Origin of the sequence: Amycolatopsis sp. CA-126428 (genome assembly GCF_002904335.1) — a bacterium.
In the GTDB taxonomy this organism is placed as follows: Bacteria; Actinomycetota; Actinomycetes; order Mycobacteriales; family Pseudonocardiaceae; genus Amycolatopsis.
Genome location: NZ_PPHF01000070.1, coordinates 68,769 through 94,579, shown reverse-complemented (window position 1 = coordinate 94,579; position 25,811 = coordinate 68,769). Strand labels below are relative to the sequence as shown.

24 protein-coding genes are annotated in these 25,811 nt (G+C 72.0%); 10 read left to right on the top strand and 14 right to left on the bottom strand.

Translation table 11 applies throughout. The features are described from left to right. The first annotated feature begins 220 nt into the window (after positions 1-220). A complete protein-coding gene (gene rpsA / locus C2L58_RS17905) occupies positions 221-1,720 on the top strand; it encodes a 30S ribosomal protein S1 (protein WP_103338725.1) in 1,500 nt (499 codons plus the stop codon). 68 nt (positions 1,721-1,788) lie between these two features. Here rpsA and C2L58_RS17900 read toward each other — a convergent pair whose 3' ends face one another. Next, complete coding sequence (locus tag C2L58_RS17900; RefSeq protein WP_103338724.1) at positions 1,789-2,403, bottom strand: TetR/AcrR family transcriptional regulator; 615 nt, start codon at positions 2,401-2,403, stop codon at positions 1,789-1,791. A gap of 175 nt (positions 2,404-2,578) precedes the next feature. Here C2L58_RS17900 and C2L58_RS17895 point away from each other — a divergent pair, with 175 nt between their 5' ends. Continuing rightward, on the top strand, positions 2,579-3,025 hold the full coding sequence (locus tag C2L58_RS17895) for an OsmC family protein (RefSeq protein WP_103338723.1): 447 nt from the start codon (positions 2,579-2,581) through the stop codon (positions 3,023-3,025). Between the two features lie 42 nt (positions 3,026-3,067). Here the strand turns inward: C2L58_RS17895 and C2L58_RS17890 are convergent, their stop codons facing one another. Further along, positions 3,068-3,316, bottom strand: coding sequence for a hypothetical protein (locus tag C2L58_RS17890; RefSeq protein WP_103338722.1), 249 nt, complete (start codon positions 3,314-3,316; stop codon positions 3,068-3,070). A 123-nt stretch (positions 3,317-3,439) separates the two neighbouring features. Beyond that, complete coding sequence (locus C2L58_RS17885) at positions 3,440-3,682, bottom strand: hypothetical protein (protein ID WP_103338721.1); 243 nt, start codon at positions 3,680-3,682, stop codon at positions 3,440-3,442. Positions 3,683-3,902: 220 nt separating this feature from the next. Here C2L58_RS17885 and coaE point away from each other — a divergent pair, with 220 nt between their 5' ends. After that, positions 3,903-5,087 carry a dephospho-CoA kinase gene (coaE, locus tag C2L58_RS17880; RefSeq protein ID WP_103338786.1) on the top strand — a complete coding sequence of 395 codons (1,185 nt, stop codon included), beginning with the start codon at positions 3,903-3,905 and terminating at the stop codon, positions 5,085-5,087. A 36-nt stretch (positions 5,088-5,123) separates the two neighbouring features. Here coaE and C2L58_RS17875 read toward each other — a convergent pair whose 3' ends face one another. After that, entirely contained in the window at positions 5,124-5,642 is a 519-nt protein-coding gene (locus C2L58_RS17875; RefSeq protein ID WP_103338720.1) for a DUF402 domain-containing protein, read from the bottom strand. A 105-nt stretch (positions 5,643-5,747) separates the two neighbouring features. Here C2L58_RS17875 and C2L58_RS17870 point away from each other — a divergent pair, with 105 nt between their 5' ends. The 4 genes from C2L58_RS17870 (at position 5,748) to C2L58_RS17855 (ending at position 11,094) form a co-directional block, all read left to right on the top strand. Further along, positions 5,748-7,343 (top strand): DUF5685 family protein, encoded by a 1,596-nt coding sequence (locus tag C2L58_RS17870; protein ID WP_103338719.1) that lies wholly within the window; start codon positions 5,748-5,750, stop codon positions 7,341-7,343. An 11-nt stretch (positions 7,344-7,354) separates the two neighbouring features. Then, on the top strand, positions 7,355-7,966 hold the full coding sequence (locus C2L58_RS17865) for a carboxymuconolactone decarboxylase family protein (RefSeq protein ID WP_103338718.1): 612 nt from the start codon (positions 7,355-7,357) through the stop codon (positions 7,964-7,966). 46 nt (positions 7,967-8,012) lie between these two features. Further along, positions 8,013-10,169 carry an excinuclease ABC subunit UvrB gene (gene uvrB, locus C2L58_RS17860; protein ID WP_233225779.1) on the top strand — a complete coding sequence of 719 codons (2,157 nt, stop codon included), beginning with the start codon at positions 8,013-8,015 and terminating at the stop codon, positions 10,167-10,169. Between the two features lie 577 nt (positions 10,170-10,746). Beyond that, positions 10,747-11,094, top strand: a complete 348-nt coding sequence (locus C2L58_RS17855; RefSeq protein WP_103338716.1) for an MmcQ/YjbR family DNA-binding protein — start codon at positions 10,747-10,749, stop codon at positions 11,092-11,094. Position 11,095: 1 nt separating this feature from the next. On the opposite strand, the gene C2L58_RS17850 is transcribed toward C2L58_RS17855, so the two are convergent. Together C2L58_RS17850 and C2L58_RS17845 are read right to left on the bottom strand one after the other, a co-directional pair. Next, positions 11,096-11,485, bottom strand: coding sequence for a VOC family protein (locus C2L58_RS17850; RefSeq protein WP_103338715.1), 390 nt, complete (start codon positions 11,483-11,485; stop codon positions 11,096-11,098). Positions 11,486-11,544: 59 nt separating this feature from the next. Next, on the bottom strand, positions 11,545-12,930 hold the full coding sequence (locus C2L58_RS17845) for a S28 family serine protease (protein WP_103338714.1): 1,386 nt from the start codon (positions 12,928-12,930) through the stop codon (positions 11,545-11,547). 247 nt (positions 12,931-13,177) lie between these two features. Here C2L58_RS17845 and C2L58_RS17840 point away from each other — a divergent pair, with 247 nt between their 5' ends. Beyond that, positions 13,178-13,681 (top strand): SRPBCC family protein, encoded by a 504-nt coding sequence (locus C2L58_RS17840; RefSeq protein ID WP_103338713.1) that lies wholly within the window; start codon positions 13,178-13,180, stop codon positions 13,679-13,681. Here C2L58_RS17840 and C2L58_RS17835 read toward each other — a convergent pair. Genes C2L58_RS17835 through C2L58_RS17820 form a run of 4 tightly spaced genes read right to left on the bottom strand, consistent with a single transcriptional unit; the run spans position 13,678 to position 18,663 of the window. Then, positions 13,678-14,418, bottom strand: coding sequence for an enoyl-CoA hydratase/isomerase family protein (locus C2L58_RS17835; protein ID WP_103338712.1), 741 nt, complete (start codon positions 14,416-14,418; stop codon positions 13,678-13,680). The genes C2L58_RS17840 and C2L58_RS17835 overlap by 4 nt on opposite strands. A 31-nt stretch (positions 14,419-14,449) precedes the next feature. Continuing rightward, positions 14,450-14,851, bottom strand: coding sequence for a hypothetical protein (locus C2L58_RS17830; protein ID WP_103338711.1), 402 nt, complete (start codon positions 14,849-14,851; stop codon positions 14,450-14,452). Positions 14,852-14,875: 24 nt separating this feature from the next. Further along, positions 14,876-15,799, bottom strand: coding sequence for an ABC transporter permease (locus C2L58_RS17825; protein ID WP_103338710.1), 924 nt, complete (start codon positions 15,797-15,799; stop codon positions 14,876-14,878). Next, complete coding sequence (locus tag C2L58_RS17820; RefSeq protein WP_103338709.1) at positions 15,796-18,663, bottom strand: alpha/beta fold hydrolase; 2,868 nt, start codon at positions 18,661-18,663, stop codon at positions 15,796-15,798. Before C2L58_RS17820 ends, C2L58_RS17825 begins: the two co-directional genes overlap by 4 nt. 305 nt (positions 18,664-18,968) lie before the next feature. Between C2L58_RS17820 and C2L58_RS17815 the strand changes: the two genes are divergently transcribed. After that, a complete protein-coding gene (locus C2L58_RS17815; protein WP_103338708.1) occupies positions 18,969-19,931 on the top strand; it encodes a TerC family protein in 963 nt (320 codons plus the stop codon). A 51-nt stretch (positions 19,932-19,982) separates the two neighbouring features. After that, entirely contained in the window at positions 19,983-21,929 is a 1,947-nt protein-coding gene (locus tag C2L58_RS17810; protein WP_103338707.1) for a S9 family peptidase, read from the top strand. A gap of 32 nt (positions 21,930-21,961) precedes the next feature. Here C2L58_RS17810 and C2L58_RS17805 read toward each other — a convergent pair whose 3' ends face one another. The 4 genes from C2L58_RS17805 to C2L58_RS17790 form a co-directional block, all read right to left on the bottom strand. Further along, on the bottom strand, positions 21,962-22,618 hold the full coding sequence (locus tag C2L58_RS17805) for an RES family NAD+ phosphorylase (RefSeq protein WP_103338706.1): 657 nt from the start codon (positions 22,616-22,618) through the stop codon (positions 21,962-21,964). A 51-nt stretch (positions 22,619-22,669) separates the two neighbouring features. Then, positions 22,670-23,251 carry a DNA-binding protein gene (locus C2L58_RS17800; protein WP_103338705.1) on the bottom strand — a complete coding sequence of 194 codons (582 nt, stop codon included), beginning with the start codon at positions 23,249-23,251 and terminating at the stop codon, positions 22,670-22,672. 552 nt (positions 23,252-23,803) lie between these two features. Then, positions 23,804-24,781: a LacI family DNA-binding transcriptional regulator gene (locus C2L58_RS17795; protein ID WP_103338704.1), complete on the bottom strand. Its 978-nt coding sequence runs from the start codon at positions 24,779-24,781 to the stop codon at positions 23,804-23,806. 105 nt (positions 24,782-24,886) lie between these two features. Continuing rightward, positions 24,887-25,804, bottom strand: coding sequence for a helix-turn-helix domain-containing protein (locus C2L58_RS17790; RefSeq protein WP_103338785.1), 918 nt, complete (start codon positions 25,802-25,804; stop codon positions 24,887-24,889). Positions 25,805-25,811: the final 7 nt, after the last annotated feature.

Below are 25,811 nucleotides of genomic sequence, written 5' to 3'. Positions count from 1 at the left end.
CTGATTGTGCCGCCTAGCGGCTGCCGCGTAGGATAAGTGTTAGCGCAGTGGGTTCGCGCTGCCTTCCGCTCAGCTTCTGGTTGGGACTCGGGTCGCGCACCGTATGCGGGTCATGCCGCGGTCGTTCACTGGTGGACGTTTGCTTGCAGGGTCGTCGCATGCACCCATTCGCGCCGACAACTGCCAACCCTCGATTCCATCCACCGGAGCAACCCGCCTAATGACCACCGACACCGCCACCGCCCCGACCGCCCCCACCGGGGCCCCGCAGGTCGCCATCAACGACATCGGGTCGGAGGAAGACTTCCTCGCGGCTATCGACAAGACGATCAAATACTTCAACGATGGTGACATCGTCGAAGGCACGATCGTCAAGGTCGACCGCGACGAGGTCCTGCTCGACATCGGCTACAAGACCGAGGGTGTCATCCCCTCGCGTGAGCTCTCCATCAAGCACGATGTCGACCCGGCTGAGGTTGTCACCGTCGGCGATGAGGTCGAAGCCCTGGTTCTCCAGAAGGAGGACAAGGAAGGCCGTCTGATCCTGTCCAAGAAGCGCGCGCAGTACGAGCGCGCCTGGGGCACGATCGAGGAGCTCAAGGAGAAGGACGAGCCCGTCAAGGGCACCGTCATCGAGGTCGTCAAGGGCGGCCTCATCCTGGACATCGGCCTGCGCGGCTTCCTCCCCGCGTCCCTGGTCGAGATGCGCCGCGTGCGCGACCTGCAGCCGTACGTCGGCCGCGAGCTCGAGGCGAAGATCATCGAGCTGGACAAGAACCGCAACAACGTGGTCCTGTCCCGCCGCGCCTACCTCGAGCAGACCCAGTCCGAGGTGCGCAGCGAGTTCCTCAACGCGCTCGCCAAGGGCCAGGTCCGCAAGGGCGTCGTGTCGTCCATCGTCAACTTCGGTGCCTTCGTGGACCTGGGTGGCGTCGACGGCCTGGTGCACGTCTCCGAGCTGTCCTGGAAGCACATCGACCACCCGTCCGAGGTCGTCGAGGTCGGCCAGGAGGTCACGGTCGAGGTCCTGGACGTCGACATGGACCGCGAGCGCGTCTCGCTGTCGCTGAAGGCGACCCAGGAAGACCCGTGGCGCCAGTTCGCCCGCACCCACGCGATCGGCCAGATCGTGCCGGGCAAGGTCACCAAGCTGGTTCCGTTCGGTGCGTTCGTGCGCGTCGAAGAGGGCATCGAGGGCCTGGTCCACATCTCGGAGCTGGCCGAGCGCCACGTCGAGATCCCGGAGCAGGTCGTCCAGGTCAACGGCGACGTCATGGTCAAGGTCATCGACATCGACCTCGAGCGCCGTCGCATCTCGCTGTCGCTGAAGCAGGCGAACGAGGGTGTCACGCCGGACACCGAGTTCGACCCGACCCAGTACGGCATGGCCGCCGAGTACGACGCCGAGGGCAACTACATCTACCCCGAAGGCTTCGACCCGGACACCCAGGAGTGGCAGGAAGGCTTCGACAAGCAGCGTGAGGAGTGGGAGCGCCAGTACGCCGAGGCGCACACTCGTTACGAGGCCCACATGAAGCAGGTCCAGAAGGCCGTCGAGGCCGACGCGGAAGCGGCGGCGGACGCGGCGACGGGCATCGAAGGTGGCGCGGAAAGCTACACCTCGGGCTCGACCGCGACCGACACGAAGAGCAGCGGCGGCACCCTCGCCTCCGACGAGCAGCTCGCGGCGCTCCGCGAGAAGCTTTCCGGCGGTGCGTGAGCACTAGCTCGCTGAGCTGAACGAGAACCCCCGGTCCCCAGCGGACCGGGGGTTCTTCGTGTTCCGGGTCAGCGGTTGCGCAGGCCGAGGCCGGCGATCATGGCCGTGACGCCGTCGCGGTACATCTGTTCGTGGGCTTCTTCGGTCGGCGGGATGAACCAGTCCGGCAGCGGCCGCCGCGAAGCCATCAGCAGTTCCGCGCCGACCAGGCCGTGGATGGCCGTCCACAGCAGGTAGGCCAGCGAGCGGGCGTCCGCTCCCGGCGGGCAGACCCGCTGGACCCGGGCGATGAACAGGCTGAACGTCGTCCGCAGCACCGCCGACCGCAGCGCCGGATCCGGGTCGAACCCCGGCACCGGGCGCTCGAACATCAGCGCGTAGCGGGTCGGGCTCTCGCGGGCGAAGTTCCGGTACTCCAGCGCCAGGTGCAGCAGGTCCGCGACGCCGTCGTGGCTCGACGGCGGCAGCCCTTCCAGCAACTCCCGCAGCGAGTCGAACGTGCGCTCGTACAGGGCGTCGAGCAGGCCGGCACGGCCGCCGAAGCGGGCGTAGACCGAGAGCGTCGACGCACCGGCCGCCTCGGCCACGCCGCGGACGGTCAGGCCGGGGACCCCGCGGTTCACGAGCACCGACAACGCCGCATCGAGGTAGCGCTCGCGGCCGCCCTGGTCGGCCGGACGCATCGGCAAGTGCCTGGTGGCCACGGCGCACCCCCTTCGCGGCAGCCGGGCGCGGGCGGCGTCCGGGTGACCCGTTCGCAGCAGAAGATACGATATCCGCCGCGTCTTGGGAATGCGCCGGATGTCCGGATCGGCGGTGTCCCGCCCCGTGGGCGCCACCCGAGAGGACTTGAGGCGGATGGATCACCCCGAGCCCGGCACCGTCGTCGTCACCGCGAGTGGTGACGGCACCTACACGCAGCAAGTCGTCACGGCGACCCACACGCTGCTCGTCGACGAACCGATCGCCGTCGGCGGCGCCGACGCGGGCCCGAACCCGTACGAGCTGCTGCTCGCGTCGCTGGGTTCGTGCACGGCGATCACGCTGCGGATGTACGCCGACCGCAAGGGCATCCCGCTGACCCGGGCGACCGTCCGGCTGCGGCACGACCGCATCCACGCCGAAGACTGCGCGCGGTGCGAAACCGAGCGCGGCCTGCTCAGCCGGATCACCCGCGAGATCGAGCTAGAAGGCGACCTCGACGACGATCAGCGCGCCAAGCTCATGCTGATCGCCGACAAGTGCCCGGTGCACCGGACGCTCTCGTCGGAGATCGCGATCGAGACGCGGGAAACCGGCCGCTGACTACCGCTTAAGCGTCCCGGGCGAAGCCTCGGGTGGCACAGCTCAGGCGGCGCGCATGGTGACCGCGGCCGGCCTGACCGGGCTGACCGTCGGCACCCAGATGCGTTCGAGCGCCGCCGCGCGGGCCTTGCGGCGGAGGCCGGCGAAGCTGTGCTTGGCCGGGACCAGCAGCGTGCTCACCCAGGTCCGCCGGTAGTCCGCCAGCGCCTCGGCCACCGGGTGGTGGACCACGCAGTGCACCAGCCCCGGCGTGCCGAGCCGGTGCCTCCCGGCGTGCTTGCTGTCCGCCATCGTTCCTCCGCGTGGGCGACGCTGTCGCGCGCACCGTACGCACCAGCGCGGTTCGAGGTGGGTAAGCAACACGGCGTGTCCGGATATCGGTTGAGTCACGCGTCACGATCGACTTGCGGATCCTCAGGTCTTCAGGCACGGAGCGACACCCGAGGTGGTGAACGGGATCCACGCGCTCCGCACGACGTACAGCCGTCGCATCGGGGTGTGCCGGTACGTGACCTGCACCTGGCGGACCCCCGACAGGCACTGCACCGGTCGCGAGACCGGTGCATGCGGGGCCGCCGCGGCTTCCGGTACCGCCACGGCGAGCCCACCCGCGCACAGCAGCACAGTGGCCGCCCTGCTGATCTTCGTCGTCCTCACCGGCCCCCCTCGGCAGTGGTCAGGCGAACCAGACCTTGTCGCGCAAACGAAGCTTCTCCATGGTCCCTCCCTCGGTCGCGCGCCCGGCGGCGCGCTCGCCGGTGAAGTCGGCCAGACCACCTGAGTGTTACGACATTTTCCCACCTGTCACACAGATGGCGTAGATCTGACCGGACGTGTCCACGGGAGGGGCGACCGCCGCTTGACTAGGGTGATCGGCATGTTGCGTGTGGGGTTGACGGGTGGGATCGGGGCCGGGAAGTCGACCGTGGCGAACCGGCTCGCCGAACACGGCGCGGTGCTGGTGGACTCCGACCGGATCGCCCGGGAGGTGGTCGAACCGGGGACCGAAGGGCTCGCCCGGCTGGTCGCGGAGTTCGGCCCGGAGATCCTGGCCGCGGACGGCTCGCTCGACCGGCCCGTGCTCGCCGCGAAGGCGTTCGCCGACGACGAGTCGCGGCACCGGCTGAACGCGATCGTGCACCCCCTGGTCGGCGTCCGCACCGGGGAGCTGATGGCGGCCGCGAAGCCGGACGCGATCATCGTCCACGACATCCCGCTGCTGGTCGAGAACGGCCTCGCGACGGCGTACCACCTGGTCGTGGTCGTCGACGCGCCGGTCGAGGTGCGGGTGCGGCGGCTGGTGTCGGCCCGCGGGATGGCCGAGGACGACGCCCGGGCGCGGATCCGGGCGCAGGTGAGCACCGAGCAGCGCCGTGCCGTCGCGGACGTGTGGCTGGACAACGGCGGCGCCGAAGACGCTGTGCTCGCCGAGGTCGACGCGCTGTGGGCGGACCGGCTGGTGCCGTTCGAGGCCAACGTGCGGCTGCGCCGGCCGCGGCCGCCGATGTCGCCGAAGATCGCCGAGTACGACCTCGGCTGGCCGGCCCAGGCCGAGCGGGTGCTGGCCCGCGTCCGCGCGGTGGCGGGGGAGCTGGCCCACCGCGGCGACCACATCGGGTCGACGGCCGTGCCCGGGCTGCCCGCCAAGGACATCCTCGACCTGCAGCTCACGGTGTCCACTCTGGACGACGCGGACACGCTGGGCGGGCTGCTGGCCGACGCCGGGTTCCCGCGGCTGGAGGGCGACTGGGCCGACGACGCCCAGGACGGAACCGGGACGTGGCCCAAGCGGCTGCACGTCGGCGCCGACCCGCGGCGCCCGGTGAACCTGCACGTCCGGTCGGTGGAGACGCCCGCGTGGCGCCTCGCGCTGCTCTTCCGCGACTTCCTCCGGGCGAACGCGGCCGAGCGCGACGACTACCGCGACGTGAAGCTGCGGCTGGCCGAGGCGCACGCGGCCGACGGCACGGTCGCGGCGTACGCCGACGAGAAGCAGGAGTGGGTCAACGGCGTGTTCGCCCGCGCGGAGAAGTGGGCGGCCGCCACCGGCTGGAAGCCCTAGGCACGCAGGTCGTCAAGCCAGGCCGGCCGGACTTGGCTAGGGGTGGCGCCGCCAGGTCAGCGCGATGTCGAGGGTGGCCAGCCAGGCGGTGAGGTCGTAGCCGTGCGCGGCCAGGCCCTCGACGGCGGTGTAGGTGGTCTTCAGCGCGAACTCCGCTTCTTGGGCGGTGACGAGGCCCGCTTCGAGGGCTTCGAGGAGCTCGTCGGTGTCGATCACCCGGAGGGACAGCTTGTCCTTGAGCACGATGTCGACGTACAGGTCGGTGGCGACCCAGCGCGGGCCGTCCCGGTGGACGCGGACGACGTCGAGGTAGAAGTCCTGGTCGCGTTCGTGGCCGGGGGAGAACCAGAAGTCGGTGAAGCGGAGGCCGAGCCCGGGCACCAGCCACGACTCGAGGTAGTGGAACTGGGCGCGGCCCGGGGTCGGCCGGGCGAGGTACAGGCCGAACGGCTCCTCGCGGAACTCCTCGACCTCCCGCCGGATGCCCTTCGGGTCGATGTTCGCGCGCGCGGCGGGGTCGAAGACCTCGACCTTCGGGGGGTGCAGTGCGGCCATGCGGGTCATCCTGCCGGGCCGGTCACGAAACGCGAACTCCCGCCCCGGGCGTCACGCGTTCGGGCTAAGGTGCGCCGAGCTTCCGGGAACGAGGGGGAACTGGGGATGTTCGGGATCATCCGGCCGTGCCGGCACCGGCTGGCCGACGACCTGCACGCGGATTGGCTGGCCCACCTGTGCGGTCTGTGCCTCACGCTGCGCGACGAACACGGTCAGCTCGCCCGCGTGGTCACCAACTACGACGGGTTGATCATCTCGGTGCTGGTCGAGGCGCAGGCACCCCGCGCGGACGGCCGGCGCGAAGCGGGCCCGTGCCCGCTGCGGGGCATGCGGACGGCTTCGGTGGCCCGCGGCGAGGGCGCCCAGCTCGCGGCGGCGGTGTCCCTGGTCCTGGCGGCGGCCAAGGTCGGCGACCACATCGAGGACGGCGACGGAGCGTTCGGCAGGCGCCCGGTGGCGGCGGCCGCGCGCCGGCTCGCGGCCCGCTGGACGGCGCAGGGTCGCCGGACGGGCGGCCAGGTGGGGTTCGACACGACGGTGCTGACGGAGGCGGTCGAGGGCCAGGGCGCGCTGGAGTCATCGGTCCGGCCGGGCGACTCGCCGCTGCTGGCCACGGAACCGGCCGAGCGGGCAACGGCGGCGGCGTTCGCGCGGACGGCGGAGCTGGCGGGCAAGCCGGGCAACGCGGCCGCGCTGGCCGAGGCGGGCCGGCTGTTCGGCCGGGTGGCGCACCTGCTGGACGCGGTGGAGGACTACGCCGCCGACGCGGCGGCGGGGGCGTGGAACCCGTTGCTGGCCACGGGAACGGGGCCGGAGGAGGCCCGGCGGCTGTGCGATGACGCGGTACTGGGGGTGGAGCTGGCGTTGCGCGAGGCGGAGTTCACCGAGCCGGCGCTGGTGCACGCGTTGCTGGTGCACGAGCTCCGCCAAGCGGTGCGGCGAGCCTTCGGCCACGGCTTGTCCAACGGCCACGACGGCCACCGCCACGGCTTGGTCGCGGAGGAGGGCTCCCCTTTCGGGCACGGCCACGGCTCGCCCGTGGGGCACTCCTTGTCGGCCGGTGGCCGCTCCTCGCTCGACCACGGCTCGACCCGTAGCCGCGGCTCGGAGCCGGCGGAGGGCTCGCCTTTCGGGCACCCTTCATCGGCCGGCGAATGCTCCTCGCTCGACCACGGCTCCCGGCCGGGCGGCGCGGCCGGGCAGCAGCCGCCGCCGGGCTGGATCGGGCGTGGGCCGGCGCCGCAGCAGCACCCGCATCAGGTTCCGCCCGGCTCGGGCTCGCAGCCCCACGGGTTTCCGTCGCCAGGGCCGGTCCCACCGCCAAGCGCTCCCGGCGGACGTGGCCCAGGCGGCCCGAACGGCCCCGGCGGTCCGGGTGGGCCCGGCGGAGGCGGCCCCGGCGGGCCCAAGGACCCCGACGATCCCAAGGACCCCAAAGGCCCCGGCAAATCCGGCCCGTACGACGGCAAGGGCGGCGGCCTCTGGTACCCGAAGTTCGCCGTCCCACCCCAGAAGCGCAACTTCTTCGTCGGCTGCGCCCTCACCCCCTACATGTGCTGCACCTGCCAGTTCTGCTGCCGCGATCCCTATCCTGGCCCGTGGAGCGGAAAACCGGTGAGCACGTGCGACGGATGCGACTGCGGCTGTGACGGCGGTTGCGACTGTTGCGATTGTTGCAGCTGTTGCGACTGCAGCTGCTGAGGAGACAAACCATGACCGACCCGATGGCCGACCTCCACGACCGCGGCCGCGAGAACTTCGCCGGGCTCGTCGAGGGCGGGAAGGCCCGCCTCGACGCGCTCTTCGCGACCGTCCCCGCGCTGGGCGAGCTGGCCGTCGGCACCGTCTACGGCCACCTGCACGAACGCCCGGCCCTCGACGCCCGCACGCGCGAAGCCGCCACGCTCGCCGCGATCGTCGCCGCCGGGATGGTGGGGCCGCCGCTGAGCGTCCACCTCCGCACCGGCCTCGCCGCCGGGCTGTCGCCGGCCGAGGTCTGCGAAGTGGTCGTCCAGACGGCGGCGTTCGCGGGCTTCCCGCGCGCCGTTTCCGCCGCCGACCAGCTGAACCGCCTCTTCGAAGGGCACGGCCTGCCGATCCCGCCCCCGCCGTCGCCGCGCGAGGTCGTCCTCGCGCACCTGGCCGCGCCGGCGGACGAGGTCGCCGGCGTGCTGGCGGAGTTCCCGCGCACCGAGGTGCAGGCCACCGGCCCCGATCGGGTGCTGGTCTCGTGCTTCGGCGACGACCCGGTCCCCGGCGCGGTCCTGCACTGCGCCGTCGACGGCGGCGATGTCACGTCGGTCACGGTGTTCCGGGCCCGCTGACCAGGCCCGACGGAAATTGTCGGTGGGGCGGCCTACTCTGGTCCACGTGGCTTTCGCAACCGAACACCCCGTGCTCGCCCAGTCCGACTTCCGGCCCGTCTCGGAGATCCCGCGGACCGGCGGCCGGTTCGAGGTGGTCAGTGACTACCAGCCCGCCGGTGACCAGCCGGCGGCCATCGACGAGCTCGAACGCCGGATCAAGGCGGGCGAGAAGGACGTCGTGCTCCTCGGCGCCACCGGCACCGGCAAGTCGGCGACGACGGCGTGGCTGATCGAGCGCGTCCAGCGGCCGACGCTGGTGATGGCGCCCAACAAGACCCTGGCCGCGCAGCTGGCGAACGAGCTGCGTGAGCTGTTCCCGAACAACGCTGTCGAGTACTTCGTCAGCTACTACGACTACTACCAGCCCGAGGCGTACATCGCGCAGACGGACACCTACATCGAGAAGGACTCGTCGATCAACGACGACGTCGAGCGGCTGCGCCACTCGGCGACGATGAACCTGCTGTCGCGGCGGGACGTCATCGTGGTCGCCAGTGTGTCCTGCATCTACGGCCTGGGCACGCCGCAGTCGTACCTGGACCGGTCCTCGAAGCTCGCCGTCGGCATGCAGCTCGACCGGGACGTCTTCCTGCGGGCGCTGGTCGACATCCAGTACACGCGCAACGACATCGCCTTCGCGCGCGGCACGTTCCGCGCGCGGGGTGACACGGTCGAGATCATCCCGGCGTACGAGGAGCTCGCGATCCGCGTCGAGTTCTTCGGCGACGAGGTCGAGAAGCTGTACTACCTGCACCCGCTGACCGGCGACATCGTCAAGGAGGTCGACGAGGTCCGGATCTTCCCGGCGACGCACTACGTCGCCGGCCCGGAGCGGATGGAAAAGGCGATCCAGGGGATCGAGAAGGAGCTCGAGGAGCGGCTCGCCGAGCTGGAGCGGCAGGGCAAGCTCCTGGAGGCGCAGCGGCTGCGGATGCGCACGGCCTACGACATCGAGATGATGCGCCAGGTCGGGTTCTGCTCCGGCATCGAGAACTACTCGCGGCACATCGACGGCCGCGGCGCGGGCACGGCGCCGGCGACGCTGATCGACTACTTCCCGGACGACTTCCTGCTGGTGATCGACGAGTCGCACCAGACGGTCCCGCAGATCGGCGGCATGTACGAAGGCGACATGTCCCGGAAGCGCAACCTGGTCGAGTACGGCTTCCGGCTGCCGAGCGCGGTCGACAACCGGCCGCTGACCTGGGAGGAGTTCTCCGACCGGATCGGCCAGACGGTGTACCTGTCGGCGACGCCGGGCCCGTACGAGATGGGCCAGGCGGGCGGCGAGTTCGTCGAGCAGGTGATCCGGCCGACCGGCCTGGTCGACCCGAAGGTCGTCGTGAAGCCGACCGAGGGCCAGATCGACGACCTGGTGCACGAGATCCGCGAGCGGGCGGAGAAGGACGAGCGCGTCCTGGTCACCACGCTGACGAAGAAGATGTCCGAGGACCTCACCGACTACCTGCTGGAGCTGGGCATCCGGGTGCGCTACCTGCACTCGGAGGTCGACACGCTGCGCCGCGTCGAGCTGCTGCGGCAGTTGCGGGCGGGCGACTTCGACGTGCTGGTCGGCATCAACCTGCTGCGCGAGGGTCTCGACCTGCCGGAGGTGTCGCTGGTGGCGATCCTCGACGCGGACAAGGAGGGCTTCCTCCGCAGCGGGACTTCGCTGATCCAGACGATCGGCCGCGCGGCGCGCAACGTGTCGGGCGAGGTCCACATGTACGCGGACAAGATCACCGACTCGATGCGCCACGCGATCGACGAGACGGACCGCCGCCGCGAGAAGCAGGTCGCCTACAACGAGGAGCGCGGCGTCGACCCGCAGCCGCTGCGGAAGAAGATCGCGGACATCCTCGACCGGGTGTACAGCGAAGCCGAGGACACCGAGCAGGTCTCGGTGGGCGGCTCGGGCCGCAACTCCTCCCGCGGCAAGAAGCCCGAGCAGGGCGACCGGGTGCGGAGCTCGGGAATGCTGGTCGACAAGAACGTTTCGGCGATGCCGCGCGCCCAGCTGGCGGACCTGATCCAGCAGATGACCGACCAGATGATGCAGGCGGCGCGAGACCTCCAGTTCGAACTGGCGGCTCGCTTGCGGGACGAGATCTCGGATTTGAAGAAGGAGCTGAGGGGCATGGACGCGGCCGGCATCAAGTAGCGGGCGGAGGCTGCCCGGGCGGGGCCGCCGGGGGCAGGAGGGGCCGAGGCTAGGAGGGGGCGCGGGGGCAGGAGGAGCCGGGTGGCCAGGGGGCCGGGGCAGGAGGAGCCGAGGGCAGGAGGGCTTGCCGAGGCCGGAGCTGGAGAGGTGGCCGGGTGAATCCGGCCCCGCTCCGCTCACTCCGATTGGATCCCCGACCCGACCCCGGCTCGGCCCGACCCCGGCCCGGCTCGGCTCGGATGCCCGGCCCCGCCCCGCGCGCGGCCCAGATCCCCGCCCCGGCCCGCTCGGCTCGGTTCGCCCCGCCCCGCTCGGTCCGGCTCGGCCTGCCCTGGATTCCCGCCCCTGCTCGGATTGGATGCTCCCGCCCGGCCCCGGCCCACTCGGCCCGGCTCGGTCCGGCCTGGCCTGGAATCCCGGTCCGCCCTGGCCTTGATCCCGGGCCCGCCCCACCCGGCCTGGCGTCCCCGTCGACCAGGCCCGGTCCGCCGCCACCGCCGCCTTCCGCTGCTTTCCTCCGCCGGCCACCGTCCCAGCTCTCCGGAGCCGACCGATCTCGAACTCGCAGGGGTGGACCATGAATCTCGAAGCCGTCGTCGCCTACTGTCTCGCCAAGCCCGGCGCCGAGGAGACCTATCCCTTCGGCGATCACGTGCTCGTCGCCAAGGTAGGCGGCAAGGGCTTCGCCTTCATCGGCCAAGAGCCGCCTGGGAGCGTTGCCGTCAAGTGTGGGGCCACCCGGGATGAGGCCGCCGAGGTGCGGGCGCGGTATCCCGGGGTCGTCAGCGTCATGGACTACCTCGGCCGCTACGGCTGGAACCGCGTGCAGCTCGGCGCCGGGGTGCCCGGCGCCGAGCTCGAGGAACTCGTCGATGCTTCCTACGAGCGGGTCGTCGCGCGGTTGCCCAAGGCCAAACGGCCCTGATTCACTCCGGGGCGGGCGCGTTCTCGTCCGCTTGGAGCATGCCGAAGACGTTGCCCTCGGTGTCCTTGCAGTACGCCAGCCAGCCCACGCCCGGCACCGGGTTCTTGGGCAGGGCCAGCGTTCCGCCCGCCCGGTTGACGTCGCCCAGTGCCTCGTCCAGGTTCGCCACGTCGATCGTGTTGACGAATCCGTGGATCGGGGCCGAGGCCTCCGGTGCCGGGCCCTGGCGGGGGAGGAGCCCGCCGTCGATTCCGTTGCCTTCGCCGGTCGTGATCATCCAATAGGGGACGTCGCCCCAGCGCTCGAACTTCCAGCCGAACACCGCCGTGTAGAACGCCACCGCGCGTTCGGGGTCGCCCGCGTGGATCTCGAAGTGGACGGGACGAGGCATGCGCGCCTCCTCAGGCCGGGCTGTCAGGTGTGGTGAGAGTACGCCCGGCCTGAGGAAAGTTACAGCCGCGTCCGCGGCGTCAGGTCCACGTCGAAGTCCGGGAACCCGGCCGGAGCGGAGCGGGCGGCCAACGACGAAACCGGCGGCAGGCCGGCCCAGCGGCGGACCGTCGCCGTGGCTGCCGCCGCGTCGGCCGGGGCCAGCTGGGCGATCTTCGACCCGTGGTTGCCGCCCTGCACGTAGTACCGGTACGAATCGCGGCTGCCGAAGCCCAGCTCGAACGGCTCCGCGCCCCACGGGTCGTTCGAGCCGTAGACGAACAGCAGGCGGGTGCCGCGGGACTTCACCCAGAAGTCGATGTCGGGCATCGCCAGGTAGTCGAAGCGCGGCAGGCGGATCGACGCCGGCACGAACGTCTTCGGCTGGTCGGCGCCGGGGTAGCGCAGCAGGTCGCGGAGGTAGCCGTCGTACGCCTCGGGCGAGCCCAGCTGCACCGCCGCCTGGTAGTAGTACGGGATGTACGGCGCCAGGTCCTGGTCGGAGTAGGTGTTGAGGCTCTCCACCTTCTCGTACCAGGCGTAGACGTCCGCCGCGGGCGCGCCCGGCCGTGGCACCGTCGCGCAGTCCGCCTGCTTCTGGTACTGCCAGAACGCGAAGTACGAGTCGATCACCGAGATCTCGAGGGACTTGTCGGCCGATCCGACGATCGAGAACGTCAGCCCGCGCTGCGCCGCGTCCGCCGCGGCGATCGCCCCCAGCTCGTCACGCCGCTTCAGCGCGTCGCGCTGGATCGCTTTCAGGGCGTCACGGCACGCCGGATCGTCGCCCACGCGGGAAAGGAACCGGTTGTAGACGTCGATCGGGTCGATGACGTCGTTGGGCGCGACGTACGGGATCGTCGCGTCGACGTCGTCGGGGAAGAAGCGCCGGAAGTACGTCGCGGTCATGCCGCCCTTGCTGCCGCCGGTGGCCAGCCACTTGCCCGGGTAGACCGCCTTGAACGCCTGCACCGCGCGGTGCTCGTCCGCCGCCGCCTGCCAGATCGTCAGCTGCTTCGCCCAGTTCTCCGGCTCCGGCCGCGACGGCGTGAAGTAGCGGTACTCCATCGACAGCTGGTTGCCGTCGACGATCTGCGTCGGTTCCGAGCGGTTCGGCGAGCCGCTGACGTTGTAGCCGCTCGTGAAGGCGACCGTCGGGGCGGCGAAGTCGCGGTGCAGCAGGGTGAACCGCTGCTCGAACGTGCCCGCGCCGGGGTGCCGGTGGTCGGCGGGCTGGGTGTAGGTCAGCTTGAAGAACCGGAACCCGGCCGGCGCCGCGTCCTCGGAGACGATCGTCAGCCCCGGGATCCGCTGCAACTCCGCCTTGATGTCGGGCGCCGCCGCGGCCGCCGGCGCCAAGCCGGCCAGCGCGAGCAAAACCGCACCCGCGGTGAAAAGTCTGCGCATCGAGCACCCTCCCGGCTCACCGAACCCCGGCCGAACCCCGGCCGGAACCCTCGGTGGGACCCTCACAGAACCGGCGCCGGTCGGCAATCGGCTGTCCGGGCGCATAATCGGTCAGGATCCGACTTTCGAGGGGTGGCGCCGCGTCCGTAGGCGTGCGCCGCCGTGGGCATCCTGCGAGTTGTCCGCGCGATCCGGGCCGCGTTACGGTCCGGATCCGTAGGCACCGTCATCGAGCGAGGGGTCCGCCATGAAGGTTTCCGACTGCCCGACGACCGAGGTCGAGGTCCGCGTCGCCGCGCCGCCGGCCGAGGTCTGGTCCTGGTTGCTGGACGTCGACCTGCCGGCCCGGTTCTCCACCGAGTTCCAGGGCGGGGGCTGGGTCGAGGGCACCGAGCCCGGCCTCGGCGCGCGGTTCCGCGGCCGCAACTCCCACCCGGTCGCCGGCGAGTGGGAGACCGTCTCGACCGTCACCGGCTACGAGCCCGCGCGGCTGTTCGCGTGGGCCGTGATGGACGTGACGAACCCGGCCGCGTCGTGGCGCTTCGAGCTCGTCCCGGACGGCGACGGCACCGTCCTGCGCCAGTGGGCGCAGATCGGCCCCGGCCCGTCCAACCTCACGAGGATCATCGGCTCGATGCCCGAGCACGAAGACGAGATCGTCGCGATGCGGCTCGGCGAGCTGCGGGACAACATGCAGAAGACCGTCGAGGGCATCAAGGCGCTCGCCGAGACCGGTGTGCACGCCGGCTAGCGGAGCACGCGGTCCACATAGGACTTGACGGCGGCGAGCGCCTCGGCGGACTGCCACAGCCGCTGCACCCGCGGGTCGTCCGAGTGGCGGTATTCGGCGATCCGCTCGTGGAACGGCTGCCGGATCTGGGCTTTGGTGTGCGCGAACGATTCGGCGGGCAGGTCGCCGAGCCGGGCCGCGACGGCGACCGCCCGCTCGAGCACCTCGTCCGGTGGCGCCGGCTCGTCGGCCAGCCCGCGGGCCAGGGCCTCCTCGCCGTCCCAGGTTTCACCCGTGTAGGTGAGCGCCGGCAGCCGGGTGGTCCCGTAGGTGCAGCGCAGGATCTCCAGCGCGGCCAACGGGAACGGCAGCCCGACGAGCAGCTCGGTCACGCCGATCTTGCCGGCGCCCAGCACCCGGTGGTCGCAGGCCGCGGCGAGCACCGCGCCCCCGGCGATGGCGTGCCCGTTCAGCGCGGCGACCACCGGGCGCGGGCTGCCGAACACCGCGAGCAGCGCGTCGGACAGCAGCGGCAGGAACTCCGCCACGTACGGCGCGCCGCCTTCGTCGAGCCGCTTGAGGTCGACGCCCGCGCAGAAGACGCGGCCGGTCCCGGTGAGCACCACGGCACGGGCCTCTTCGGCCTCCTCGAGCCGCCGCACCAGCGCCCGGCACGAGTCCGTGTCGAGGGTGTTGCCGCCGCCGTGGTCGATCCGGAGCACGGCGACGTCGCGGTGGCTGTCCAGGCTGATCGGCACGGCCCGACCGTACCGCGGCCCGGCGGGCCGGTCAGGTCCTGACGCTCAACCGGACGACGCCGAAGTGCTCCCGGCGCACCAGCTCGGCGACCTCGTCGAGGGCCGGCAGCCGGCCGAGGGGGAACTTCAGCCCGATCATGCGGGCGGCGCGGCGCATGCCCAGCTCGGTCATGCGGTCCAGGTAGGTCCGCGCCACCTCGGCTTCGTCCTCGACGAGCACGCCGCGCATCGGCGTCGTCCGGCCGGCGAACGTCACGTCGGCGTCCGCGCCGCCGCGGAAGTTGAGCCGCCAGCCCGCGGGCGTCAGCGCACACAGGCCTTCGGCGTCGCGGTGCGCGGTGACCGGCACGCGGTAGTGCCGCCCGGTCCGGCGGCCGGCGAAGGCGAGCAGCATGAACTCGCCGACGCCGCGGCCGAGCGGGCTGGGCAGCACCGCGCCGTACGCCGCCCGCGGGTGTCAGCTGGTGATGTCTTTTCGAGCGAACCGCCGCCCGGCGAACAGGAAGAACACCGTGCCGTAGATCGCCGCCGACAGCATGCCGCTCGCCAGGTTGGTCCAGTCGACGTCGGTCGAGATCAGGTCCATCCAGGAGAACGCGTAGTGCGTCGGCAGGTAGTTGCGGAGGCCCTCCAGCGCGGTGATCTGGTCGAGGATCTGCGACAGGATCGCCACCAGCACCGCGCCGCCGACCGCGCCGAGCGGGGCGTCGGTCGACACGCTCAGCGCCAGCGCGAGCCCGGCCACCCAGGCCAGCTGCAGGATGATGTACACAGTGGACAGCCCGATGGCGAGCAGGCTGTCGCCGAAGGACACCGCGTCACCCGTCGGGCTGATCGCGTCGCCCGCGCCGTACCAGAGCACCCCGACGCCGAGCGACACCAACGGCAGCAGCACGAGCGCGAACGCCGACAGCAGCCCGGACACGATCGCCTTCTGCCGCAGCACCCGCTGCCGTGGCACCGGCACCGCCAGCAGGTACTTCAGGCTCGACCACGACGCCTCGCTCGCGATGGTGTCGCCGAAGAACAGCGCGACGATCATCGGCAGCAGGAACGTCCCCGACACGAACAGCGCCAGCACGACGAAGTTCGGCGCGGACGCCGTGGCCAGGTCGACGAAGCCGCCGCTGCGCCGGTTCGGGCTCGACTGCCCGAGCTGGAACGCGATCACCAGGATGAACGGCAGGAGCGCGACGAACCCGAGCAGGAACTGCGTGCGCCGCCGCTTGAGCTGGCGCCGCAGCTCGACGCCGAGCCGCAGCGTCCGCCGCGCCGAGTAGCCCTCGACCGCGCCGTCCGGCCCGACGCCCGCGTGCTCCTGCGACGCGAGGTCGCTCAGCTCGTCCAGCGCGTGCGGATCGGTGTGCACACCCTCGCTCACGACTCATCTCCGACCAGTTGCAGGAACGCGTCTTCCAGCCGGCGCCGGGGCCCGGCCTGCTCCACCGCGATGCCAGCGCGCACCAGCGCGGCCACGCCTTCGGCCCGCGGCAGTTCGCCGAGGTTCGCGTGCACGAGCTCGCCCTCGACGTCGACGTCGGTGACCCCGCTGAGCGCCTTGAGCGCCGCCGCGGCCGCGGCCGGGTCGTCGACCCGGAACGTCGCCTCGCCGCCGGCCGCGGCCAGCTCGCCGACCTCGCCCGAAGCGACGAGCGAGCCGCGGTGCATGACCACGACGTGCGTGCAGGTCTGCTCGACCTCGGCCAGCAGGTGGCTGGACACCACCACGGTGCGGCCGGTCGCGGCGTACCGCTGCAGCACCTCGCGCATCTGGTGGATCTGGGGCGGGTCGAGCCCGTTGGTCGGCTCGTCGAGCACCATCAGCTCCGGCAGGCCGAGCATCGCCTGCGCGATCGCCAGCCGCTGCCGCATGCCCTGGCTGTAGGTCCGCACCCGCCGTTCGACGGCCGAGCCGAGGCCGGCGATCTCCAGCGCTTCCGCGAAGTGCGCCTTTTCCGCGGGGCGTCCGGTCGAAGCCCAGTACAGCTCGAGGTTCGCCCGCCCGGACAGGTGCGGCAGGAAGCCGGACCCTTCGACGAACGAGCCGATGCGCGAGAGCACCGGCGCGCCCGGGGTGATCTTGTGGCCGAACACGCGGATGCTGCCCGCGGTCGGCGTGATCAGGCCCATCAGCATCCGCAGCGTGGTCGTCTTGCCGGCGCCGTTCGGGCCGAGCAGGCCCAGCACCTGGCCCGGCTCGACGCGGAAGGAGAGGTCCTTCACGGCGACGAACCCGCCCGGGTACTCCTTGCGCAGCCCCTCGATGACCAGCGGGGTGGCGGCCAGCCCGGGGTCGGCGTCGGTCGCCCGGCGGCGGCGCAGGGCCGCGAAGAGCGCCACGGCGAGGCCGAGCGCCAGCGTCACGCCGATGCCGACCAGCTGCCCGACCGGGGCCGGTGAGCCGACCGACGTCCCGGGCACGATCGGCACCGCCAGCGCGGTACCGCCGGCGAGCCCGACACGGAACACGGCAGGCGCGGCCGGCGCGGCGAACGCCTGGTCGGTGGTGCCGACGACCAGCCGCAGCGAGTGCCCGCCCTCGATCGGCCGGACGATGCCGGGCAGCGTCACCGTGACGTCGACCGGGGTGCCGTCGGCGGGCAGCCCGCTCACCCGGAACGGGGCGATCGCGTTGGCCGGCAGCACACGCGAGCCGTCCGGTCCGACGTCGTAGAGCTTCGCGAACAGCACCGCGTCCGGCTGCGGGTGCGCCGGATCCGCGGCGACCTGCAGCCGCACGGTGGACGACCCGCTGATGACGACCTGGCCGTCGAACGCGGCGGTGGCGAACTGCGCCGCCTGGCCGGGCGGGTCGTTGCTGAACAGCGCGCCGAGCCGGGACGTGCTGCTCGCGATGCCGTTGAGCCCGGGGATCCCGCTGACCGCCGACGGGTTCGCCCCGGCCGGGCGCACCACCGGCTGCGCGGGCCCGGCCAGCGCCAGCAGCCGCCGCTCGGTGGCCGGTCCGGTCAGCCCGGGGTAGGCGGCCGCGTTGACCGTGCGGACCGACGGCGTCCCGTTGGCGCGCAACGTGCCCTGGACGTCGTAGCTGAACCCGGTGCCCGGGTCGCCGCCGTCCAGCGCCGTCTTCAGGAAGTCGCCGATCTTGGCGCGCAGCTGCGGGCCGGGCTTGCCGCCGTCGTGGCCGCCGGTGTACCAGATGGTCTTGACCTGGCCGCCCGCCGCGGTGATCTGCCGGGCGGTCGCGTCGGACTGGTCGAGCCCGAACAGCGTGTCGCTCTCGCCCTGCACCAGCAGCGTCGGCACGGTGATCTTGCTCGTCACGGACGCGGGGGAGACGCGGCGCAGCAGGTCCACGCTCGCCTGGCTCGCCTGCCCGGTGGTGCCGAGTTCGGTGTAGGCGCGGCAGACCGCCGCGGTGAACCGGCCACACGGGTCGGCCGGCGCACTCCGCGGCCCGCCCGCGCCCGGCGGCCCGGCGGGCAGCGCGGCCCCCGCGGCGGCGGTCCCGGCGGCGCCGGTCGACCCGGCGTCGGTCTCCTGCCCGGCTTCCGGCGCTTCGGCGGACGGCGAGCCGCTCGCCGCGGCGCCCGAGCCGGCCGAGAAGAAGATGCCGGCCCAGCTCTTCTTGAAGACGCCGTCGGTGGCGAAGGCGCCGGCGGACGGGGTGCCCGGGGCCGTGGCCGCGGGAGTCGCCGCGTTCGGGACCAGGCCCTGGGCGAGGTCGTTGTAGGTGATCACCGGGGCGATCGCGTCGACGCGCTTGTCCGTGCCGGCCAGCAGCAGCGACAGCGCGCCGCCGTAGGAGGCCCCGGTGACGGCGATCTTCGGGTCGCCCTGGGCGTCGAGCGTCACCTGGTGCTGCGCGACGAGCCGGTCGATCAGGCGGCTCGCGTCGGCGACCTCGCCGTCCGGGGCGTTGAGCCCGATCTTGCCGGTGCTCTTGCCGAACCCGCGCGCGGACCACGTCATCACGACGAAGCCCTTCCGCGCGAGCTCACGGGCGTCGTCGGCGACGCTGTTCTTGTCGCCGCCGAAGCCGTGCGCGAGCAGCACCGCCGGGGCGGGCACGGTCGCGGGGAGGTAGGTGGTCGTGTCGATCTTGACCTGCTCGGCCGAGCCGGGCGCGGCGGGCAGGTCGAGCAGCGCGTCCTGGGTGGGCACGGCGGGTGGCGCCGTGTCGCGCGTCGCCCAGAGGACGGTCGCGGCGGCGAGCACCACCACGACGGCGCCGATCGCCGTGAGACGGGCTCGGCGGGTGCGCGGGAGCGGGAGTCGGGGCACGACGTGACCGTATGTGAAGTTTCCTGAGAGTGCCCTCACCGACTCACGTTGATCACACGGTCGCGGACCACCTGGTGGACCGAAGTGACCGGAATTACACGACCAACCCGGTGACGTGCGCGATCTCGGCTGGCGCTCGACCGGGGGGGACCGGCAAACTGGACGCGCTGTGAGGGGAGTATTCCTTCGCGGCGGTGTCGTCAGCACGGTGGCCATGCGCCCCCGGCACCGTCGGCCGGTGGTTCCACCGGCGGGAGAGACCTCCGGTTAGCTGCTCATGCGCACTATCCGGAGGTTCGAGTTCCATGACTGTCCCCCTGTGGCTGTGGATCGCCACGATTGGTGGCCTGCTCGCGCTGATCGCGCTGGACCTGGTCATCGTCGATCGCAAGCCGCACGAAGTGACCACGGGGGAAGCGGCTCGCTGGGTCATCTTCTACGTCTCGTGCGCGATCGTCTTCGGCATCGGCGTGTGGGTCTTCGCCGGGCACGACCCGGGCGTCGAGTTCTTCACCGGGTACATCACCGAGTACTCGCTGAGCGTCGACAACCTGTTCATCTTCATGATCATCATGGGCTCGTTCAAGGTGCCCGCCATCCACCAGCACCGCGTGCTGCTGGTCGGCATCCTGCTCGCGCTCGCCATGCGGAGCGTGTTCATCGCCATCGGGGCCGCGCTGATCGCCCAGTTCGTCTGGGTGTTCTTCCTCTTCGGCGCGATCCTGATCTGGACGGCGATCAGCATGCTGCGCGGCAAGGGCGAGGACGAGGAGTACCACGAGAACGCCGTCACCCGGCAGGTCCGCCGGTTCGCCCCGGTGACCGACGACTACCACGGCCACAAGTACACGGTGAAGATCGACGGCAAGCGGATGATCACCCCGATGCTGCTGGTGATCGTGGCCATCGGCTCGGCCGACCTGCTGTTCGCGGTCGACTCGATCCCGGCCATCTTCGGCATCACGCAGGAGGCGTTCCTCGTCTTCACGGCCAACGCGTTCGCGCTGATGGGCCTGCGCCAGCTGTACTTCCTGCTCGGTGGCCTGGTGACGAAGCTCGTGTACCTCACGTACGGCCTGGCGGTCATCCTCGCCTTCATCGGGGCGAAGCTGTTCCTGCACGCGCTGCACGAATACCACGTCGTCCCGGACTGGCTGGACATCAACAACTGGGTCTCCCTCGGCGTGATCATCGTCGTGCTGTCGGTGACCACGGTGGCCAGCCTGGCCAAGGCCCGGCGCGACGAGCGGAAGCAGGTCGCCGCGTGACAACTGACGGAACTCGTTCGCACCGCTAAGGAATTCGGGTACGGTCGGGAAGTGCGCCCTGCCGACATCGAAGCCCTCGTCGTCCCCGGCCGTCCCGCCCTGCGCGGAAACCTGCTGCTCACGGCGGTGAAGAGACCGGATCTCCAGGCGAACGCCACGCACAGTGCGGTACGGCGCGTGTCGCTCGACGGCGGCGAGGCCGCGTGGACCCACGGTCCGCGCGACTCCGCCCCGGCCATCTCCCCGGACGGGCGCTGGGTGGCGTTCCTCCGCGCGGGGGAGGGCCAGGGTGCCGACGGCGCTCCGCAGCTGCACGTGATGCCGTCGGACGGCGGGGAAGCCCGCCGGCTGACGTCGCTGCCCCTCGGGGCCGGGGAGCCGGTGTGGGCGCCGGATTCGCGGCGGATCGCGTTCACCGCCCGCGTCCCCGAGGCCGGCCGCTACGGCACGCCCGACGCCGACGGCGAGACGCCCGAGCCGGCCGCCGAGGCCCCGCGCCGGATCACGCGGATGGACTACCGGATCGACGACGTCGGGTTCTTGCGCGACCGCATGCAGCGGCTGTTCGTCGTCGACGCCGTGGCGGACCGCGAACCCGGCGATCTCGAGCCGCTGACCGGCAACGAGTTCGACGCGGCGCACCCGGTCTGGACGCCGGACGGCACGCGCGTCGTCTTCACGGCGCCGCCGGACTGGGGTGCGGCCGAGAGCGACTCGCGCGACATCTGCGCGATCTCCGCCGAGGGTGGCGAGCCCGAGGTCGTCGTGCGCTGCGCGGGCTACTCGGAGCGGCCGGCGTTCGGCGCCGACGGCACGTTGTTCTACTTCGGACAGTCGTTCGAAGAGCACCACGAAGCCGCGCCCACCGGGCTCTACGCGGCGACGCCCGAATTCGGCGCGGGCCCGGTGAAGGCCCGGCGGCTCACCGACGCCGAGACGGTCGACTGCGAAACCACGGCGGGCCCGCCGGTCCCGCGCGGGGACGACGTGCTGGTGGCCGTCCGTCACCGCGGCGCGGTGGAACTGCGCGCGGTCGGCGTCGACGCGGCCGAGGCCCCGCTGGCCGACCTCGCGGTGGTCTACGCGGACCAGGCCGCGGTCCGGTCGTTCACGCTGGACGGCTCGGTGCTGGCGGCGGTGATCGCCACGCCGTCGACCGCCGGTGAGGTCGTCCTGCTCGGCGACGGCGACCCACGGGTGCTGACGGACTACTCGAAGCCGTTGCGGGACAAGGGCATCCGGCCGATGATCGAGCTGGAGACCACCGCCCCGGACGGCTACCCGGTGCACGGCTGGCTGGTGCTGCCCGACGGCGACGGCCCGCACCCGGTGCTGCGCGTGGTGCACGGCGGCCCGTTCACCCAGCAGGAGTGGGCGGTGTTCGACGAGGCACAGGTGTACGCGTCGGCGGGCTACGCGGTCGTGGTCGGCAACCCGCGCGGATCGGCGGGTTACGGGCAGGCGCACGGCCACGCGATCACGCACGGCTTCGGCACGGTCGACGTCGACGACGTCCTGGCGCTGCTCGACAAGGCCCTCGAACGCCCGGACCTGGACGCCACCCGCGTCGGCATCATGGGCGGCTCGTACGGCGGGTTCATGACGAGCTGGCTGGCCGCCCACCACGGCGACCGCTTCAAGGCGGCGTGGAGCGAGCGCGCGGTCAACGCGTGGGACTCGATGGTCGGCAGCTCCGACATCGGCTACATGTTCGTCGACGCCTACATCGGTTCCTCGCCGGAAGTGCAGCGTGACCGGTCCCCGCTTTCGTACGCGGCGCAGGTCGAAATCCCGTTCGCGGTGGTGCATTCGGAGCAGGACTGGCGCTGCCCGCTGGAGCAGGCGGAGCGGATGTTCGTGGCGCTGCGCCGGGCGGGCGCGCCGGCGGAGATGCTGGTGTTCCCCGGCGAAGGCCACGAGCTGAGCCGCTCCGGCCGGCCGCGGCACCGTGTCCAGCGTTTCGAGGCGGTCCTCGAGTGGTGGTCGCGGCACCTGTGACCCCTGCCCGGGCCTGCGAACATCGGCAGGGCTCAGTTGAGCAGCGTGTAGTTCAGCTCTTCGCAGACCCGGCCCAGCGGGACGTCCAGGCCCGGGTGGTCCAGCGGCAGCAGCACGTCCGGCGCGATCGGGAGCGCGGCGCCCGCCGGCGGGTCCCACAGGCAGATCGCGGGGTCGCCGGAGTCCATCGACGAGCGGTACCAGAGACCGTCGAGATCGCTGAACGCGCCGCGGATCGCGCGGGCCCACGCCTGCGTCAGCTTCTTCGGCCCGCTGGAAATCTCCTGCGACGCGCCGACCCGCGTCGGCCAGAGGCCGGTGAGGTCGAGCAGGCGCAGGGTGCGTGTCGGGCGGACGACGACCAGCCGGGGACCGCGGGTGCGGCGGTCGACCGTCGAGCTGGTCTGGAAGACCTCGGCGACCGACGTGCGCACGGTGAGGCCGAAGTAGAGGACGCCGTTGGCGTTGTCGGTGACCGGTGCGCCGCCACGGCCGGGCGGCTGCTGGTCGAAGCGGCCGTGCGGGAGCGGGCCGGTGTAGCGGAACGAGTTCCACTGCTGGGGGTGGTTGCCGTGCGCGGTGAAGATCCGTACGAGCCTGGTCGCGGGCTGGACCGACACGACGTCGTCGGCGCGGTTCAGCTGCCGGACCAGGACGGATCGGGCGGGCGGCAGCGGGAGCCGGGCCATGGGTCGGGGGTGGTCCGTCCTTGTCGGTGATCTTGCTCGGGAGGGTCCAGCCTAGAGCGGCGTGCCGAGCGTGGCGATGAGGCGGGCGACGTGGTCCGGGTCACCACCGGAGAGGAGCCATTGGCGCGGGGTCGCGGGCTGGTCGTTGATCACCAGATCGGCCTGCGGAGTGCTCATGAAGGCGGCGACGACGAGCGCGGGCTGGTCGTCGGGCAGGGCTTTGAGGACGACTTCGAGGCCGGGCAGCACGCCCGAGCCGGCGAACTGCCACGCGGGGAGCCGCCACCCGCCGTCCTTCCAGCCGGTCAGCCGCCCTTCCTTGAGGCGGTGCCGGATCCGGCTGTCGTCGACACCGAGGGCCTTGGCCGCCTCGTTGACGCTGAGGGCGCCTTCGGCGAGCACGGCGTGGGCGGCGACGGTGCGCGCCCTGAAGTCGGGTTCGTCCTCCCGCCTCGGTGAGAGGTCCAGCCCGACGTCGGTGAGCGCGGCGCGTTGATCGGCCGAGAAGTAGTGCGACGGATCCGGATTCGGTGGGGACAGTCTGCGCGCCGCGTCTTCGACGAGAGTGAGGAACTCGTTCGCGTCGACCTTCAGGCCCGCCTTGGCGAGGATGTTCTCCAGCGCTACAGACATGTGGCTCAGGTTAACCCGAAACAGCGCGGGTGTGCGGGTTCGTGCGGTTTCTTGCCCTGTCTGTGGGTGAATTCACCAGAGATCGACACTCAGGGCACATTGTCCAACACGTTGAGTAGGCAACTTCCGGTCAGTTTCCCCGGAACGGCGGCGGTTGTCCAGCCCCGCCCCGGCTTGACACCGGGTGCCGGCGGACCTACGTTCCGGGATGAGTAAACGATTTCCGCTCCGTGCTCACAGGACCCGGCGTTCCGGCGCCGGTGATGGGGGACACAGGGGGTGGGGCGTGCCTGGGGGGCCCGGCACGAGCCGGCCCCCCAGGCACGTCGCTCGCCCCCGAGCTTCGGGGCTGCTCCGCCCGACCCTCTGGGTACGCGAGCCGACCCTCCAGGCGCGCCAGCCGACCCTTCCGGTGCGCGAGCCGACCTCCTGGGTGCGCGGCCGACCTTCCGGGTGCGCCAGCCGACCCTTCCGGTACGTGGGCCGACCCTCCAGGTGCGCGACTCGGCGCGGCGGCCGCGCGAATCGGCGCGGCGGCCGCGTCCGTCGGCGTCAGCGGCGGGAGCTTTTCCGGACGATCAGCCGGGCTTCGAGGGTGGTCGTCGTCGCGTCGCGGCTGCTGTCCGTGATGCGGGCCAGGAGGAGCTGTGCCGCCACGCGGCCGACTTCGTACGCCGGCTGGGCGACCACCGTCAGGGGTGGGTCGACCAAAGTTGTCCATGGTGCGTCGTCGAAGGACACGATGCCCACGTCGCTGCCCGGGCGCAGGCCGCGAGCCGAGAGGGCCTCCAGCACGCCGATCGCCATCGTGCTGTTCGCGACGAGCAGCGCGTCCGGCGGCGATGGCTCGTCGAGGAGGTCCTGCGTCGCCAGCCGGGCGCCCTCCGCGCGGTATTCGCCGCGGCGGAACAGGACGTTCTCTTCGCCCACGACCTCGGCGTACCCCGCCAGGCGGTCTTCGGCCGTGCGGACCCCCGGCGGGCCGGTCAGGCAGCCGACGCGCCGGTAGCCGCCGGCGAGCAGGTGCCGGGTGGCTTCGGCGGCCGCGTGGCGGGTGTCGACCAGCACTTGGTCGCCCTCCGCGGCCTGCAACGGCCGGTCCACCGCCACCAGCGGCGTGCCCTGGCGGCGGAGCCCCTCGACGTTCGTCGACCGGCCGGTGGGTGACAGCACCACGCCGGCGACCCGCTCCTGCAGCGCGACCTCGATGTAGCGCCGCTCCTTGTCCTCGTTTTCATCGGAATTACACAGCACCACCGAATACCCGGACCGCTGCGCGAGGTCCTCGACGCCCCGGGCGATGGCGGTGAAGAACGGGTTTTCGACGTCGGAGATGATCAGCGCGAGCACCGCGGTCTCCTGACGGCGGAGGTTCCGGGCCAACCCGTTCGGGTGATATCCGAGCTCAGCGGCCGCTTCCTGGACGCGGGCGGCGAGGGTGGGGTCCACAGTGGACTTTCCGTTGAGCGCGCGCGACACGGTCGCCGTGGAGACGCCGGCCCTTGCCGCGACGTCGCTGATGGTGGCCACACGCCCTCCCTGATCACTCGTCGAGGGGAGGATAGCGCTCTTGGTAGTCGTTTACCGTCCGCTTACCTTTTTGGGTGAACGGCCACTTCCGGTTGACCGCGGGAGTTACGCCGAACGGAGTCGATCACGCACCGCAACGTCCACAGTGGAGGATCCACCGAAGTAGCGGCGCGGCGTGAGCCCGGTCAGGGCCCGGCAGTCCCGGCTGAGGTGCGCTTGATCGGCATACCCCGCGGCGGCCGCCAGCGCGGCCAGTCCCCGGACGTGCGGAGCCAGCGCGACGGCCCGCTGGAACCGGCTGACCCGGAGGTAGGTGGCCGGCCCGTACCCGACGGCTTGGACGAACCGCCGCCGCAGCCGCCGCTCGCTCACCGCGGCGGACAAGACGGGATCTTCGGCCCACGCGACGACGGCCGCCGCCCGGCTCAGGCCGGTTTCGGTGCTCGACCCGGCCGACCGTGGGGGCAAAGACGGTGGGTGACGTTTCTCTGCCGGCGACGGCGAGTGGGGTGGCGTGGTCGGCCCCGGCCCCGGCTCGCGGGGTGTCCTCGCCGGCGGGCTTGAGTTGTGCTCCGGCGATGCTCGTGCGGCCATCCCTGCCGCCGCTGCCTCGCGGGATCCGATCAACCCCATCGCCGCTTCACCGACCCGGGACACCCCCGCCTCCAGCCGCGCGATCAGCTCCGCCACCGCCAAGTCCTCCGGCGGCAACTCCCCGAGCCGGCCGGCCACCGCCTCGACCGGCGACACCTCCGCCTCCACCAGCCGCTCCGCCCACGACCGTCCCCACAACTCACCCACCGGCACCCGCCGATCAACCAGCTCGTCCGCCGCCACGCCCAGGGCCGCGGCCGCGCGGCCCGGGCGGAAGCGGACTCCGCTCAGCACCGCGTCCGGCCGGGTCACCGAGGACCACGCCGTCGTGTCCGGGCCGGCCACGAACGCTGCGCCGTCGCCGATGACCAGGTCCACGCAGCCGTCCGGGACGATCCGCTTCGGGCCCTCCGAAGCCGATCGCCACACGCACTTC

What these genes read in the sequence shown, in the direction of transcription:
- C2L58_RS17805 (WP_103338706.1), bottom strand. Translation starts at nt 22,618, where the DNA reads ATGGCCCGGCTCCCGCTGCCGCCCGCCCGATCCGTCCTGGTCCGGCAG.
- C2L58_RS17855 (WP_103338716.1), top strand. Translation starts at nt 10,747, where the DNA reads ATGAATCTCGAAGCCGTCGTCGCCTACTGTCTCGCCAAGCCCGGCGCC.
- C2L58_RS17840 (WP_103338713.1), top strand. Translation starts at nt 13,178, where the DNA reads ATGAAGGTTTCCGACTGCCCGACGACCGAGGTCGAGGTCCGCGTCGCC.
- C2L58_RS17845 (WP_103338714.1), bottom strand. Translation starts at nt 12,930, where the DNA reads ATGCGCAGACTTTTCACCGCGGGTGCGGTTTTGCTCGCGCTGGCCGGC.
- C2L58_RS17900 (WP_103338724.1), bottom strand. Translation starts at nt 2,403, where the DNA reads ATGCGTCCGGCCGACCAGGGCGGCCGCGAGCGCTACCTCGATGCGGCG.
- C2L58_RS17815 (WP_103338708.1), top strand. Translation starts at nt 18,969, where the DNA reads ATGACTGTCCCCCTGTGGCTGTGGATCGCCACGATTGGTGGCCTGCTC.
- coaE (WP_103338786.1), top strand. Translation starts at nt 3,903, where the DNA reads ATGTTGCGTGTGGGGTTGACGGGTGGGATCGGGGCCGGGAAGTCGACC.
- rpsA (WP_103338725.1), top strand. Translation starts at nt 221, where the DNA reads ATGACCACCGACACCGCCACCGCCCCGACCGCCCCCACCGGGGCCCCG.
- C2L58_RS17895 (WP_103338723.1), top strand. Translation starts at nt 2,579, where the DNA reads ATGGATCACCCCGAGCCCGGCACCGTCGTCGTCACCGCGAGTGGTGAC.
- C2L58_RS17800 (WP_103338705.1), bottom strand. Translation starts at nt 23,251, where the DNA reads ATGTCTGTAGCGCTGGAGAACATCCTCGCCAAGGCGGGCCTGAAGGTC.
- C2L58_RS17850 (WP_103338715.1), bottom strand. Translation starts at nt 11,485, where the DNA reads ATGCCTCGTCCCGTCCACTTCGAGATCCACGCGGGCGACCCCGAACGC.
- C2L58_RS17890 (WP_103338722.1), bottom strand. Translation starts at nt 3,316, where the DNA reads ATGGCGGACAGCAAGCACGCCGGGAGGCACCGGCTCGGCACGCCGGGG.
- C2L58_RS17865 (WP_103338718.1), top strand. Translation starts at nt 7,355, where the DNA reads ATGACCGACCCGATGGCCGACCTCCACGACCGCGGCCGCGAGAACTTC.
- C2L58_RS17875 (WP_103338720.1), bottom strand. Translation starts at nt 5,642, where the DNA reads ATGGCCGCACTGCACCCCCCGAAGGTCGAGGTCTTCGACCCCGCCGCG.
- C2L58_RS17870 (WP_103338719.1), top strand. Translation starts at nt 5,748, where the DNA reads ATGTTCGGGATCATCCGGCCGTGCCGGCACCGGCTGGCCGACGACCTG.